The sequence below is a fragment of the Chryseobacterium sp. DT-167 genome (assembly GCF_058310155.1).
Map to the genome: position 1 here is coordinate 175,705 of NZ_JBZEEQ010000006.1, position 15,974 is coordinate 191,678.

Below are 15,974 nucleotides of genomic sequence, written 5' to 3' on the forward strand. Positions count from 1 at the left end.
TTAAAAAGGCTGCCTTAGAAAAGACAGCCTTAATTATTATAAAGTATTCACCTTATGGTTCAACCTGAATATTATCTAACTGAAGAGTTGTGGTAACTCCACTACCATTTCCTGAATATTCAAAGAGAATATATCCATTTCCTGTAACAGATGCAGGAATGTTATATGTTCCGGCTGGAGCTAAAGTTCCATAACCAGAAAGTGGTGTTGTAGGAATTGTAAAAGATGAAGTTATATCTGTTTTTGTTGCCACAGAAATATCTCCAAGTGCAGTATAATCGGTTGTATAATAAACTTTTAATGCATTACCATTCCAGAATCCAACGTTAACATTAAATTTTAGAGTACTCGCTGCTGTAAAATCTACAGGTACAGCAAAATAAGTTACATAAGGACCAGATCCTGAATTTGCACCCAATTGAATATATTTGTTATTATTGAATGTCTTCAACTGCCAATATCTGTTTCCGATCAATGCATCATTTACATATTTAGGATAAACCTCAAGGTTTGTAGGAGAATAACTTTCAAAATTTTCAAGGAAAGAACCTGAAAATGCGATAGCTGTACCTCCTTTTGGTGGTGCAGAATCTACTCTCGTTCCTACAAAATTAAGATCACTCGTTTTTCTAATTAGCATTTGCCAGCTTGAGTTATAACGGCTTACTACAAATGTTGCATCCCCATTTCCTTTTGGTAATAATTTTGAACCTTCAGAAAAGAATCCTGAATTTCTCAAAACAACACTGTTTCCTGTAGCATCTTCTAATGTTCTATCTGTATCTACACCTGCACCCGCAACGTAATCAATAAAAGCTTTATTTACTGGTAAAATATCGCCAGAAGAAAATTGCACATTAGGAACTTTTACCAACATATTAATATACTGCTCATTTTTTGCAGCATTAAGACTAGCCAACTCTAAAGGTTTCAGAGCAGCAATTTCAAGACCGTTACCATTACAAACTCCGGATACATATCTTGACAATAAAGATGCAGGAATTCTTCCAATAGAATATGTAGGATCTACAGAACCAATTTTAACTGTTCCTCTATCAAGACCTAGTCTTAATCCTTTTGCATTAATTCTGATATGAGCACCTACAGGAAAATCCGCATAGTTACTAGACTTATCAACTTCAATCTGCAAAGCTGCAGTAGGATTTTCCGGTTTATCCTGAAAAGAAATTGTTTTGTAAAAGTTTCCGTTTTCATCCGATGAAGTAACGTAGCCATCAAATATCTGATCTGTACTTATCAAAACATAACCTGTAGCAGGAGCCAAAGCTTTAAAATTTGCTAAAGTAATATTGGTCGCAGCAAATTTGTTATTGCAGTTTATTGGTGGCGTATCCCACTCATCTTTCTGTACACAAGAAGTAAGAGAAAGTGCAGCAAATGCAGCTCCTGTTACGATACTTAAATATTTTTTTATATTCATCTTAATTATTTTTTAATTATAAGTTTTTAAAATCTGAATTGTAAGTTTACGAAGTAAGACCTTCCTTGAGTGTACCAGTATTTTGGGGCAAATAATGTAAATTCTCTGTCACTATCTTGTTTGAAATCCGGGAATTTTGCATTTCTCGTTTGTTCAAATCCTCCTGTGATATATCTTGTATTATCAAACACATTATTTACAGAAGCTGAAATCAATACATAATACTTACCAATCACCCAAGATTTACCTGCATTTACATTAAAGAAAAATGCAGACGGCAATTTGTTTGGTTCTAAAACTCTTCTCAATTCAGATTCTGAAAGATCATAATATGGAGTTCCTGAATTATTATTCTGAATGAAAGATTCTGTTCTTACCAATGCAGAAGGATCAAGATAATTATCATCAAGATAATTCCAGTTTGCACCTACCCACCAATATTTAGGCGAATTGTATCTTGCTCCTACTGAATATGCCTGTTGAGGTGTACCACCTTGTCTGTAATTTTTAATATAAGCTTTTCCCAAGTTCACATACGAAAGTCCGTTTGAAAATGTTCCGGTAGCATCTGAAGCAAAGTAAGTTACAGGATCATTCTGATAAGTAAACTGCCCAAAACTTGCCAAACCTTGTAGAGATAGTGTAGGCAATACTTTTACATCTACACCTAGTTCTGCACCAAGATTTCTTCTTTTAACATCAGTCATAACCTGAGTTACAAAAGCACTCTGCACAACGGTTTGATTACCTTGATCATCAGAATTATTAAGCTGAATACCATCTGCAAAGAATCTCTGTACAGAAGTTTCGTTGCTTGAATTGATTAAATATCCTGTTAATCTTAATTTTATGAAAGGTGAAGAAATCACATAACTAAGATCGTTAGCATTGATGACCATATTCTGCACATTCGGAGCTACAGAACCGTTTACTCTTGGATTGATAAACAAATCTTCTAAGTAAGGAGTCTGTGAAAAATAAGCTCCATTATAAATAAGGAAATTTCTTCCGTTAATTTTATAAATTGCCTGACCTTTCAACCCATAATTCCAGAAGTTGTAGTCCTGACCTTTCCCGAATGAATCTTTGTATAAATAATGATTAAACAACCCTTCTCTGCTTGAAGAAGAATATCCTGCCATTGCAGAAACGAAAACATCAAATTTGCCTGTAGAAAGTTTAATACCCGGATTTACTTTAAACTCTTGTCTTCTGAAAATGTAATCGTAAGTCATTTTATCACCTACTTTTTTTGTAACATTCTCTTCGCCTTCGTTGAACAATCCTGATTTCCCAGGTTGGTTGGTTGCGGCAAACGGATCTCTGTTTAAGACAAAATCAGCTCCTAAAAGATCATTTACTTCTCTGTATTGCTCAGAACGATAATTCTGGTAAGATAAGTTTAATAAGAATTTAGTTGTATCATTAAAGTTGTGAACAAAATGCGTTGCTGCATTAAAGATTTTATCATCACTTACATCATTTACAAGATAATACAAAGCTCTTTTTCCTGTTTGCCCGTAGTAAGATCCTGCAGGCTGCTGCATATTTCTTCTGTAAAGATTATCCCAGTTTAGCTGAGTAATATTCGGATCGGCATTTTGCCAAGCTGCTAAAGAAGTTTGATAAGCATCCTGAGCTGTTGTTTGTGATACGCCTTGAGGAGGTGTAACCGATGCGTTCGGATCTAAAGAATCATAATAACTTGGTAAGTTCCTGTAATAAGTTGGCGAAGGGTTCTGTACATTCTGCCAATCTAAACGAGAACCTTTATCTTTCCCGAATTGATAAGAAACTGATGTCCAAAGACTTGATTTCGGAGTAATCTTCCAGAAATCCTGAAGCTGGAAAATCGGCTGGAAACCTTTTCTCACTCTTTCACTTCTCTGTTTTCCGTCCTGATATCCCCAATATGAGTTGTAATGTACTCCTCTGTAATCATAAACTTCCTGTGTACTCGGACTTGCAGTAGATCTTCTGTAAGGGGCAGCAATAAAATTGAATGTCATGCTGTGCTTATCATTAAACTTCTTTTCAATTCCTAAATAAGCACCATAAGCATCATAAAAAGTACCTTCCTGAATTCCTTCTTCTGCCCATCTTCTAGCCCCCATCACAGTAAATGCCCAACCTTTGCTGCTCATTCCTGAGCTGTATCTCAAAGATGTTCTGTTTCTGTAGTTTCTGTTGGTAAGTGATTGTGTAAACTGGAATCCTTTTCTGTACTCACTTGCCTTTGTGTTTTTATAGATAACAGAGCTGTTACCACCAAAAGCATATTCTGATGGAGCGTGGTTTTGAGAAATCTCCGGATATCTTGTAATCTCGTTAAGACCTCCCCAGTTTCCAAAATCTACGTTCCCGTTATCAGATTTGATCATAGAGACACCATTCAACATAGTCTCACCCATTCTGCCATCAATTCCTCTTGGTCTGTACCAGTAGAAACCTAAATCGAAAGCTGCAATTCTGCTGAAAACATCCATCGAAGACTGTAGTAATCCGACAGTTGATGCCTGACTGCTGTTATCTTCATCATCATCGCTTTCAATAATTGCCAAACCTTGATCTGCGCTTGTAAGACTAGAATTTAAAGTAAGAACTCCTAAATCCTTTCTTTTTTCATCACTGGTCACGTCAAACGCCATTACTTTAGTTTCGTAATTAGGCTTTGTGATAACCAATTCATAATGTCCCGGCATCAAATCGACTAATTGAAAGTAACCAATTTTGTCTGCCGTCACATCATTCTCCGTTCCTTTTACATCTACTTCTGCCTGTTCAACAGGCTTTCCCTGAGCATCCTTCAAATATGCAAAAACGGTAGTCTGTGCAAAATAAAAAGATGCAGGAAGTAAAGTAAATAAAGAAACTAATGATAGTTTTTTAATCATGTGTATATATACTTTGTTTAAATACTTTTTATGTTAGTTTTCAATGGGTTAAAAACTTTTGGGGGCACAAATTTAGTAAAAATTTGTATTTAATAAATTTTTTAACATTATAATTTGTTAACATTGTTAAATTTCTATAATGTATCATAATTACAGATAATATTTAGATGATAAATTTACATTTAATTAAAATGGTATGAATTAAAATTAAGTAAATTTGCAGATTAAATAATTGTAATATTCTCTAATGAAAAAAATTTTAAATCTTGTAGCGATCATTCTTTCGATAACAGCTTTTGCGCAACAAGGTAAAGTAAAAAGAGTGGCAGCAGTAGGTTTTCTCAATGTAGAAAACCTTTGGGATACTATTCGTTCTGCTGATTATATAGACGGAACAAAAGACAAAACCAATCCTGCATTTCACAGAAGCATACCTTTAGATTCCATTAAATTTTTGGAGGCTGAAAAATATGAAGGGCAATGGAGTGACGGTTTATTGGTAGGTAAAAAAGTAATACGGTACCAAAGCGGCTCAGAAGAATTCACGCCTGCAAGCGGAAAAAACTACAATACTAAGATTTATAAGAAAAAATTAGAAAATGCCGCTAAAGTAATTGCTGAATTGGGTTCTCAATATACAAAAACTGCTCCTGCTGTTGTAGGACTTATAGAAGTAGAAAACAGACAGGTAATTCAGGATCTTGTAAAAGAACCTACTCTGGCTAAATATGACTATGGAATTGTACACTACAATTCTTATGATTACAGAGGAATTGATGTTGCATTAATATATCAGAAGAGAAGATTTACCTTGACAAATTCTTTAAAAAAAGAACTTAAAGTTTTTGGCCCGGACGGAAAAAGAGAATATACAAGAGATATTTTGGTAGTTACAGGTTTACTTGATAACGAGAAAGTAGCTTTCTTTATGAATCACTGGCCTTCAAGAAGAGGTGGTGAAGCAGTATCTCTACCTAAAAGAAATGCAGCAGCAGCTTTACTGAAACAACAAATGGATAGCATCAGATCCGCAGATCCGGCTACAAAACTTTTTGCAATGGGAGATTTTAATGATGATCCTGTAAGTGCAAGTTTAAAAAATTATTTGAAAGCAGCAGCAAGTGAGAAAGATTTAAATGACGAAAAACCTTATTTAAATCTGATGTATCCTCTATATAAAAAAGGAGTAGCTTCATTAGCTTATCAGGATGCGCCCAATCTATTTGATCAGATTATTGTATCTAAAAATTTAGTTTTAGATAAAAATCCGAAAGAATACTCCGTGTACAAAGCAGAAATTTATGCTCCGGCGTATTTAGTCAACAAAGAAGGAAATTACAAAGGCTATCCTTTCCGATCATGGAACGGCGATCAATTTACAGGTGGTTACAGTGATCACTTTCCTGCATTTGTCGTCTTGCAGAAAGAACCATAAATATAAAGCACTCTTCACCGGGTGCTTTTTTTGTGTAACTTTATGTTTATGAAAAATTTAATTCCAATATTATTCTTAATTCTAATTCCTTTCAATTTTTTTGCTCAGACTAATCCGAAGAATGAAAAAGAAGAATCTGTAATGAAGCCTGAGAAAAACGATGATGGAGAATAGGAACTTACCGTGATCGACACTCAGTTTGATTATTTTTTAAATGCTGTTGCTCAACCAATCAACCAATATTCAGAATCTACGTTGAAAAGCAGAAATACAATGCTTGTTACAGAGTGGAATTCTTATTACACTTCAGGCAGATACAGAAATGTTATTGAATCATCAATCGACTATGATCCTAAAGAAAATTACGGGATAAAGTTTGAATATAAATTGTACCAGGTTTTCGTGTATGTGAACTGGAAATACAAGCTTAAAATGAATGGATTGAGTGCTTCGGATAGTTTCAGATAGAAAAGTACCATATGTTTTTAAATTTAACAAAAGTTAACTTAAAATTTTCAATTTTTAGTTTGACGAGTTGTGATTTTTTCATACTTTCGTGAAACAACCATCCAAGCTATTAAACCATGAAAAACTCAGTATTGAAAATACAAAATTTCTCATTAACATATCTGCCGCAAAAACTTCTTTATACTTTCGCAGATATTCCCCAATAAATTTTATAACATACCATTTACATCTAATACTCTGTGTTGGAAATAATCTTTATGCAACAATTGTATTTATTACACTGTTAAGTGATATAAAATTACTAACAGAATAACATATTACACCTGATCTTAAAAATTAAATGCAATATCAGTAATAACAAAAATCTAACAATAACATTAAATAATTTTTATGAAAAAGCAAATTTCATTATTAACAATTTTCGCCTCAGTATCTTTATCTGCACAATTTTATTCTCCCAATGGTTCTCCAAGTACATTGAATCCCACTACAGGAAATGTTGGAATTGGGATTTCAGATCCAGTAGCAAAGTTACAAGTTGATGGGGATATTAATTCTACACAATGGGGTTTACCTCCAAATACTATTATAAATATCGGCTTTAATACAACTGATAAATCCAATGGAATTTCAAATTACGGAATGTCTTTATTAGGAATTTTCCCCATTGGTGGAGGTAATTTTGGACCTGGAGTTGGACTATCTGGCTTTTATGGTGTGAGTTTTTTCACAGGATCTTCTGAGAGAATGAGAATAGATGGATATGGGAATTTAGGAATAGGAACATCATCACCTCAATATAAATTAGATGTCATTGGAAAAGCATCGTTTTCAGACAATGTAAAAGTTGATGAAAAATTTGAAGCAAAAGAAATAAAAGTAACACTCACACCAACAGCCGATTTTGTTTTTGAAGAAAAATACAATCTTCCAAAATTGGAAGATGTTGAAAAACACATCAAAGAGAAAAAACATTTACCTGAAATAGCTTCGGCTAAACAAATGGAAAAAGAAGGAGTAAATGTGGGTGAGTTTCAGATTAAACTTTTACAGAAAATTGAAGAGCTTACTCTTTATACGATTGAGCAAAATAAAAGAATAAAAGAATTAGAATCTAAAAATTAATAACAATTAAAACTATGAAAAAATTACTCAGCCTACTATTTTTACTAATTATTCAATATGCTTTTTCTCAGTCTTTTACAGCTGCAGGAAATACCAATCAATATGTTCCGGTCGTTTTTAGATCTACAAGTACAGATGGAACAAATAAAACATTTTTCATTTCTCGTCCTAATATCCATGAAGATATTATGTGGAGCGCACACGGTATCGTTGCTATTACTGGAATTGGAAATGGATGGGGATCAAATGGGAATAGCTTAAATGTTGACAATTTCACCTATGGTACAGAATCGGGAAATGGCACACCTGTAATATCTTTTTTAGGAAGAGTAATTTGTGGACAAGCAAACAATGATATTGTCGTCTATTTGAGAGGGGGACTTAAATATTACTACACAAATGCAACACTTATTTCTAATACGGGATCACATCAAGATCAAGCAGGTCAAAACTTAAGCACCGTTTCAATTAATGATCCTATATACAATTTACCTAAAGGCTCATATTTTGGCACGTTTGATATCAATGCTCAAACTTCAAATTTTGCATCCATTGAAAATGGAAATATAGGAATAGGAACTTCAAAACCTCAATATAAATTAGACGTAAACGGAAAATCATCTTTTTCAGGCAATATGAGAATTGATGCAAAATTGGAATCAAAGGAAATAAAAGTAACCCTTACACCAACTGCCGATTTTGTTTTTGAAGAAAAATACAATCTTCCAACATTAGAAGATGTTGAAAAACACATCAAAGAGAAAAAACATTTACCTGAAATAGCTTCGGCTAAACAAATGGAAAAAGAAGGAGTAAATGTGGGTGAATTTCAAATTAAACTTTTACAGAAGATTGAAGAATTGACTCTTTATGCGATTGAGCAAAATAAGCTAATTAAAGAGCAAAGCGAACTTTTAAAAAAGCAACAGAAAAGGATAGAAAAACTCGAAACTTCTGACAATAAAAAAGCAAAAAACTGATGAAAAAAAAAATATATTTTCTGCTGTTTCTTATAAGTTTTGGAACGAATTTTTTCTTTTCTCAACATGAAAATGATAATTGGCTATTCGGTAATAACAAATGGTTTTTTGACAATAGTGTGCCTAATGGTTTTTCACACACTACGAATTTGAATCCTTATATAAGATATCAAAGCTCTGTAATTAGTGATAAAAATACAGGAGATTTACTTTTCTTTTCAAATGGGTATAACATTTATAATAAAAATAGTGTTATAATGGATAATGGAAATGACTTGTTTGGGACACCTGTAAATTTACCGTTTCAATCAATTGGTAACCCTTCTGACCAATCATCAATTATACTTCCTTTACCAAACTCAAATTCATTATATTACGTTTTCTATATTCACGGAGACAGAAGAATAGATGATCAAGATATCGTTTCCCCATATTCATCTTATAGTTATGGTTTAAGATATGCAATTGTTGATATATCTTTAAACGGAGGTCTTGGCAAAGTAATTTCTAAGAATAATATACTATTTACGAATTCTCCAACCAATGCTTTGACATCCACTTTTGCAAGTGACGGCAACTCTTACTGGATCGTAACTGCAAATAATGGTAATTTTTTATCTTACAAATTGAGCGGAAGCGGTTTGAATACAACTCCTGTAGTAAGTTCAGGTGCTATTTATGGAGGATTCATCAAAATCTCACCAAATGCTAAAAAATTATTATCTAGAGTAAATTCTTTAACAGGAGGCGGGGTCTTTCTTGCTAATTTTAATAATACTACGGGTATTGTTAACAATCAGATGAATATTATTCCTGTCAGCAATCTTAGCTATTATTATAGTGACGCAAGTAACACTCCAAATAGTGCCGAATTCTCTCCTGATAGCAATATTGTTTATTTTATTGGGGCAGAATCATGCTTATGCTTGTACCCAGATCCAATAATTGGCTATTCTGGTTTAGCAATGTACAATATTAGTACCGGAAGTTTAGTAGGTGTTAATAATACTTCTTCTACTCATTATGATTTTAGCCTCATGAGATCAACAGCTAGTTTACAACGAGCAAAAGATGGTAAAATATATTTGATTCAAAATATAAAACGTCAGGCTAATAGCTCTAATATCTCGAAAGTTGATTTTAACAGCAATACAATTCCATCTAATCCGTCTTACGAATGGAAAGTTATTAATACACCCAACGTTTGGAGTCCGACATTAAATCCCTTAAGTTCAATTACACCAGCAATAAATACACGAAACGGGTTTTCTTTCCCTCAATTAATACCAAGTTTAGACAACACTTGTCCTGATATTCTTAATATCACCCAACAAATAACAACTTCACAAAATTTCCAAGCGGGTCAATTTATTAATGCATCTTCAGCAATTAATGATGACTTAATTGTAAATTATAAGGCAGGTCAAAATGTAATATTACTTCCAGGTTTTCATGTAAAAGCTACTCGAGGCAGTTTGTTTCGTGCTTATATAGGTTTATGTGATGGAACAATCGAAAATTTTGCCAAAATCAACAATATTTTTGTCGACTCGGATAAAAAAGAAATTTCAAAAAGCCTTCTAGCTTCTGATGTAAAAATATATCCAAATCCTGCATCAACATTCATCAACATAGATTCAGGAAATAAAGAAATTATATCTTGGGAACTATTTGATATTTCAGGAAAAATTGTCTTAAAAGGAAGTACTAAACAAATAAATGTATCAAGCATACCTAAAGCAAATTATTTAATAAAAATAAATACTAGAAATAAGCAAGTCATCAAAAAAGTCATTGTAAATTAATACTAAAGAAGTTCTAACACTTGACTCTTTTTATTTTGAATATTTATTAAATTATCAAAAACAATCTTTTGTGTTTGGTAATCTTTCAGTACAAAATTTAACCAAAAGGAGTAAGTGGTACAACATAAAATCCGGCAAGATAAGAGGAAATATTGCAATTGGGCATAATAATCCTTCGAAACTACATATTCCAAATGGAATATGTCTGGATAGAGCATCAGGAATAACCCATTAACATTTTTCTATAAAATTAAATAAAAAAAGTAGTTTAAAGTGGATGAAATAATCAACTTATAATTACAAAAATCGCAGAACTAAGCACTTTAACCACTAAACAAAATAAAAGAGTTAAAATCTAAAATTAACAACAATTAAACTATGAAAAAATTATTATTCACATCATTTTTTATATTATCTACCTTATCAATAAAAGCACAGATAGTAGACGTATTTTTCACAAATCTCATCGGAAAAGAATTTGAAAACTTTCCTTCTGAACATCAAAATTATAAAATATCAAATATCCAAACAACTGCCGGTTGGGTATTGGATACTCACTGGTGGGGTGGAATAAATTTTAAGACACAACGTGCTATAAAATTAAAATCTTTGTGGGGTACAGTATATATTTCAGAAGGCGGATACACAGGTATTAATACCGAAAATCCTTTATCAACATTAGACGTACGTGGAAACTTTAGAGTTGTGAGCGATAACAATTACTTTTTATATAACGGAGCTGGGGATCTGGTATTGAAAAATGCACTAAGTGGACAAGGTGGAAGAGCAATTGTACATGACAACAGCAATGTTTTAGTATTAAATTATGATAATGATTTTTCTGGCGGGACCAGAATAGGAAACACCTTTTTAGTAAAAGGTGACAACGCTTCTTTACAAGGTAAATTAGAAGCCAAGGAAATAAAAGTAACCCTTACTCCAACTGCCGATTTCGTTTTTGAAGAAAAATACAATCTTCCAACATTAGAAGATGTTGAAAAACACATCAAAGAGAAAAAACATTTACCTGAAATAGCTTCGGCTAAACAAATGGAAAAAGAAGGAGTAAATGTGGGTGAATTTCAAATTAAGCTTTTACAGAAGATTGAAGAATTGACTCTTTATACAATTGAGCAGAATAAGCTGATTAAAGAGCAACAGAAAAGAATTGAAAAACTTGAGCATTTTAATAATCAAAAAAACAAATAAGATATGAGAACGAAAATATATATAGTTCTTGCACTGTGTTTTTGTTTGTCAAAAACGATTGCTCAATCATATGAAGATCAATATCTTCAGGAAGAAACTACCCGTCTAAACCAAGCGCAGATTATTGAAAATGAAATACTGAATTTCATTAATCAAAATATCAATACTTATGATTTTACTGATATTATCAATAGTATTAATAATGTTAAAGATGAAAATGGAAATTCTCTAACAGGAGATAGATATCAAGCGTTACTATTAGATGCTAAAAAACAAAAATTAAGAGATGTTTTTTTTCAACAAAATCCAGAAAAATTAAGATATTTTTATGCAACACCACTTAAACAGCAATGTGTAAATGGTGGGTTTGAGAATGGTACAGCAGCAGGTTTTAGTTTCACATCAAACAAATATCCAGCAGGTTATCAAGCATTTAACACTACTCCTACTAGTGTGATTTCAGCTAGCTCAGGTTCGAAAGCAACCATTATAGATAATTTTAGCAACGATCCTTTAGTTGGAATTCCAAGAGTCAATAATGGCAGATATGCTATAAGATTAAATAACAATATAGCATCAACTTCACAAAGTCCCAATTCCCCACCGGATTATTATCATATTACCAAAATGACAAGACAATTTGTTGTCAATGAAAACAATATCAGTTTTGCGTTTGCTTTAGTCTTACAAAATGCAGGACAGCAACATATATCAAGTAACACAAATCCCTACTATCAAGTTATACTGAAAAATGGAACTCAAACTATTTTTCAAAGAAACGTAATGGGTGATCCCGCCAATCCACTTTTCCAGCAATCTGGTAGCATACTTTTTACTAATTGGTTATGCGAGCGTATTGATACATCAAATTTTATAGGACAAACATTAACATTAGAAATTATATTGGGTGATTGCGGACAAGGCGGACATTGGGGATATGCTTACTTCGATGATTTTTGTGGCTTCAACTGTCCTATCTCATCATTTAATCCTAGCATTACTTTAAATCCAATAAAAGAAAACAATTGTCCAAGTTTTCCATTTCCGGTTACAGGCAGCTTTACACTTCCACCAAATGCAATTTTAAGCAATATTATGCTTTTAGTTAATAATGCTGCAAATAATGCAAATATCAGTAGTCAAACAATTACAACAGCAACGGGAGGTAATTTTTCATTTAATTTAACAAATGCCAGTTTTTATCCTACCGGACCAAGTAATATTACAAATTTTAATATCCTTGCACAATTAAATTATACAATAAATGGCATACCTCAAAATACCGTTGTAGTATTTAATACAAATCCACCTGGTCCCGATGTTTCTTTCAACAATTGCCCAATTCCATGTGCAGAAGAGTGGCGTTTTGAAACTAATCAACCAATTACAAGTTCAGCTAATTATTATGCATTTGGAAGCATTTATTCGGCATCTGCAATTTATCCTAATATTGATGTAGAATTCAGAGCCGCTTACGATATTCAGTTAACTAATGGTTTTTATGCTACAGCATATAACACTGGAAATTTCCATGCATACATAGCGCCATGTAACGAAGGTGATCAATCAAAAACTCAAAAGGATAAATCTATATCAGATATTAAAAGTAAAATTATTAATTCAGATATAAAAATTTTTCCTAATCCCGCATCAACATACATCAATATAGATGCTGGAAATGAAAAGATTACTGCATGGGAATTATTAGACAATTCAGGAAAAAATATTCTAAAAGGAACTTCTAATCAAATAAATGTACAAAGCTTGCCACAAGCAATGTATTTGTTAAAAATAAATACGGTAAACAGACAAGTCACCAAAAAAGTTCTCGTAAAATAATAACAATAATAGAGGCTCAAATATTAAGAGCCTCTTTCTTATCTAGACATCATTATTTTAATCACTAAAAATTTAAATAAAACATGAAAAAACAAATTTTATCATTAGCTATTTTTGCTTCAATAACTTTATCTGCACAAATTTACACTCCAAATGGAACCGTCTCACCGACAGTTTCAGGAAATAATTATGTGGGTATAGGTACAGACAACCCTCAAGTTCCATTAGACGTTTTGGGACACGCAAGTTTTTGGGATATAATTAGTTCAGGACAAAATTCTTGGATATTTCATACTCCAGATGGCGTGGGAAGTACAAATTTATTTATTGCACCAAAAATAGGATCTACTTATGAATGGTCTGCACAAACAAAATTTCAAAACAATGGTGACGTATGGTTTAGTGGAGACATTTATACACCAAAAAATGTAGGAATAGGGATTACAAATCCACTCTATAAACTAACCGTACATAACAATGGTGGAGTCGGATCAAATGAATTTGCAATAACAACGGCACATAATCGAAACACTGACAGATATTTTATGAAGAATATTATTCAGGGACTTGGTTTTGATGATGTTACATTCTCATTACGTCATGACGGTCAGATGTTTGTCGATGGGAATGTAGGAATAGGAACTTCTTCTCCACAATATAAATTAGATGTAAACGGTAAAGCATCATTTTCAGATAATGTAAAGGTTGATGCAAAATTTGAAGCTAAAGAAATAAAAGTAACACTTTCACCAACTGCAGATTTCGTTTTTGAAGAAAAATACAATCTTCCAACATTAGAAGATGTTGAAAAACACATCAAAGAGAAAAAACATTTACCTGAAATAGCTTCGGCTAAACAAATGGAAAAAGAAGGAGTAAATGTGGGTGAGTTTCAGATTAAACTTTTACAGAAAATTGAAGAGCTTACTCTTTATACGATTGAGCAAAGTAAGCAACTTAAAATTCAAAAAGAAGAAATTGAGTTGCTCAAAAAACGGATGAATTCTAATAATCAACAAAATAGATAAGCCGTGAAAACAAAAAATATTTTTCTAACATTTGTGCTAAACTTAGTTTTTATCACAACTTTTGCGCAGGGAGAGAACGATAATTGGTATTTTGGAAATCGAGCTGCTGTAAATTTTTCCAATCCAACCATGCCTGTAGCTATGAGCAATAGCCAGATGAATACGTCTGAAGCCTCTGGCACAGCAAGTGACGCAAATGGAAATTTGCTTTTTTACTGTAATTCGCAAACAATTTGGAATCGACAGCATCAACCAATGCTAAACGGAACTGGACTTTCAGGAGGGGCTTCGTCACAACAGTTAGCAATTGTAAAAAATCCAGCCAATAGCAATCAATATTATGTTTTTGTCACCCCAGAAGTCGAGAATCTTACTGACCCTAATGCACTTCCTCAATGGATTTCATTTTCGATCGTTGATATGTCACTTGGTCCCGTTGTTGGCGGGTTACCATTGGGTGCGGTTTTACAAAACTTTAAGAATGTTCCAATTTTAGACAATCTTGGAAACACTTTTCGTTCAGAAGCAGTTACGGTTGTTGCAGGATATACGGCAAACACCTACTGGGTTCTTATTCCTAGCGGAAATAACCTTTTTAGCTATAAAATTGATAATACCGGATTTTCTGGCGTTCCTGTTACTAGCAATCTTAATTTTCCGGGTAATTTAGTTTCTCCAGCAGGCTATAGCATAAAGGCTTCTCCAAAATTGAATCATCAAAATTTCTCCCATTATATTTGTGTATCACTTTGGCAAGATAGTGTAAATCCTGGCAGCACTTTGCAACTTGTTAACAGAGTCGTTTCGTTCAATTATAGCACAGGATTAATAACCAATAATTATTCTTTAAATGTAAATTCAACTCGAAGTTATCTGCCAGAATTTAATACAAATGGTTCAGTCTTGTTCTTAGCAAACACATCAATATTTGCGGTGAATTTGCAAAACTCTTCCACTGGCAATGTCAATTCTTTACAAATTTTTAATGGTCCAACAACACCTTCCTCAGCTAGCTACACAAATCTTCAGCGAAATAAATATGGTAATATTTATATAAATAGATTTGGCAGTAGCTTTTTAGGAATTATAAATAATCCCGAGATATATGGTTCGAATATGAACGTAAATATGAATTCTGTAAATCTGGGTGACGGAATTTCTAGATATGGTCTTCCCCAACTTATTACTGAAAACAAGTCTACGTACTCTCCTTGTATAGATAGTTTAACATTGACATCAGAACCAAACATAAACTTCAATTATGTAGTTGGAAACAATATCACGACTTTGGATAATTATATTGTAGGTGCTGGATATAACATTTCCATGCAAGCAGGACAAAATATAAATCTTTTGCCTGGTACACATATTCAATTAAGAGCAAATTACCATGCTTTTATTGCACGTTGTACCGAAGATAATACTACTTCTAAAATCTTTAAGGCTAATCTTAATCAAAAAGATATGGTTTTAAATTTAGATATGGAAGAAAAGAAAGATTTGGATAAGCAAATTGATATATATCCAAATCCTGCATCAACATACATCAATATAGATTCAGGAAATGAGAAGATTAATTCTTGGGAATTAGTTGACATTTCAGGAAGAAGCATCCTGAAAGGAAGTTCAACTCAAGTAAATGTACAAAACTTGCCAAAGGCTTCTTACTTATTAAAAATTAATATTAACAACAAAACAACTACTAAAAAGGTTATTGTAAAATAAATTCAGGATAAAATTATAACAACAA

At 32.7% G+C, this 15,974-nt stretch carries 11 protein-coding genes; 9 read left to right on the forward strand and 2 right to left on the reverse strand.

Annotation, left to right across the window (positions count from 1 at the left end):
* Positions 1-52 precede the first annotated feature (52 nt).
* Positions 53-1,441 carry a M949_1556 family lipoprotein gene (locus AC4FQ5_RS10315; RefSeq protein WP_491143011.1) on the reverse strand — a complete coding sequence of 463 codons (1,389 nt, stop codon included), beginning with the start codon at positions 1,439-1,441 and terminating at the stop codon, positions 53-55.
* Between the two features lie 26 nt (positions 1,442-1,467).
* On the reverse strand, positions 1,468-4,335 hold the full coding sequence (locus AC4FQ5_RS10320) for a carboxypeptidase regulatory-like domain-containing protein (protein ID WP_491143012.1): 2,868 nt from the start codon (positions 4,333-4,335) through the stop codon (positions 1,468-1,470).
* Between the two features lie 247 nt (positions 4,336-4,582).
* On the opposite strand from AC4FQ5_RS10320, the gene AC4FQ5_RS10325 reads away from it, so the two are divergent.
* The 9 genes from AC4FQ5_RS10325 (at position 4,583) to AC4FQ5_RS10365 (ending at position 15,949) form a co-directional block, all read left to right on the forward strand.
* Positions 4,583-5,770 (forward strand): endonuclease/exonuclease/phosphatase family protein, encoded by a 1,188-nt coding sequence (locus tag AC4FQ5_RS10325; RefSeq protein ID WP_491143014.1) that lies wholly within the window; start codon positions 4,583-4,585, stop codon positions 5,768-5,770.
* A 183-nt stretch (positions 5,771-5,953) separates the two neighbouring features.
* A complete protein-coding gene (locus tag AC4FQ5_RS10330) occupies positions 5,954-6,238 on the forward strand; it encodes a DUF6146 family protein (protein ID WP_491143016.1) in 285 nt (94 codons plus the stop codon).
* Positions 6,239-6,628: 390 nt separating this feature from the next.
* Positions 6,629-7,363: a hypothetical protein gene (locus tag AC4FQ5_RS10335; RefSeq protein ID WP_491143017.1), complete on the forward strand. Its 735-nt coding sequence runs from the start codon at positions 6,629-6,631 to the stop codon at positions 7,361-7,363.
* Between the two features lie 14 nt (positions 7,364-7,377).
* Complete coding sequence (locus AC4FQ5_RS10340; protein ID WP_491143019.1) at positions 7,378-8,343, forward strand: hypothetical protein; 966 nt, start codon at positions 7,378-7,380, stop codon at positions 8,341-8,343.
* Positions 8,343-10,148, forward strand: coding sequence for a T9SS type A sorting domain-containing protein (locus AC4FQ5_RS10345; RefSeq protein WP_491143020.1), 1,806 nt, complete (start codon positions 8,343-8,345; stop codon positions 10,146-10,148). Before AC4FQ5_RS10340 ends, AC4FQ5_RS10345 begins: the two co-directional genes overlap by 1 nt.
* Positions 10,149-10,526: 378 nt before the next feature.
* The gene (locus AC4FQ5_RS10350; protein ID WP_491143022.1) at positions 10,527-11,357 is read left to right on the forward strand and encodes a hypothetical protein; all 831 of its coding nucleotides are present in this window, start codon (positions 10,527-10,529) and stop codon (positions 11,355-11,357) included.
* Positions 11,358-11,360: 3 nt separating this feature from the next.
* A complete protein-coding gene (locus AC4FQ5_RS10355; protein ID WP_491143024.1) occupies positions 11,361-13,196 on the forward strand; it encodes a T9SS type A sorting domain-containing protein in 1,836 nt (611 codons plus the stop codon).
* An 83-nt stretch (positions 13,197-13,279) separates the two neighbouring features.
* Entirely contained in the window at positions 13,280-14,224 is a 945-nt protein-coding gene (locus AC4FQ5_RS10360; protein ID WP_491143025.1) for a hypothetical protein, read from the forward strand.
* 3 nt (positions 14,225-14,227) lie between these two features.
* Positions 14,228-15,949 (forward strand): T9SS type A sorting domain-containing protein, encoded by a 1,722-nt coding sequence (locus AC4FQ5_RS10365; protein ID WP_491143026.1) that lies wholly within the window; start codon positions 14,228-14,230, stop codon positions 15,947-15,949.
* Positions 15,950-15,974: the final 25 nt, after the last annotated feature.

Excerpts from the sequence above, each read along its gene's own strand:
- AC4FQ5_RS10335 (WP_491143017.1), top strand. The coding sequence starts at position 6,629 with ATGAAAAAGCAAATTTCATTATTAACAATTTTCGCCTCAGTATCTTTA.
- AC4FQ5_RS10340 (WP_491143019.1), top strand. The coding sequence starts at position 7,378 with ATGAAAAAATTACTCAGCCTACTATTTTTACTAATTATTCAATATGCT.
- AC4FQ5_RS10345 (WP_491143020.1), top strand. The coding sequence starts at position 8,343 with ATGAAAAAAAAAATATATTTTCTGCTGTTTCTTATAAGTTTTGGAACG.
- AC4FQ5_RS10325 (WP_491143014.1), top strand. The coding sequence starts at position 4,583 with ATGAAAAAAATTTTAAATCTTGTAGCGATCATTCTTTCGATAACAGCT.
- AC4FQ5_RS10355 (WP_491143024.1), top strand. The coding sequence starts at position 11,361 with ATGAGAACGAAAATATATATAGTTCTTGCACTGTGTTTTTGTTTGTCA.
- AC4FQ5_RS10350 (WP_491143022.1), top strand. The coding sequence starts at position 10,527 with ATGAAAAAATTATTATTCACATCATTTTTTATATTATCTACCTTATCA.
- AC4FQ5_RS10320 (WP_491143012.1), bottom strand. The coding sequence starts at position 4,335 with ATGATTAAAAAACTATCATTAGTTTCTTTATTTACTTTACTTCCTGCA.
- AC4FQ5_RS10315 (WP_491143011.1), bottom strand. The coding sequence starts at position 1,441 with ATGAATATAAAAAAATATTTAAGTATCGTAACAGGAGCTGCATTTGCT.
- AC4FQ5_RS10360 (WP_491143025.1), top strand. The coding sequence starts at position 13,280 with ATGAAAAAACAAATTTTATCATTAGCTATTTTTGCTTCAATAACTTTA.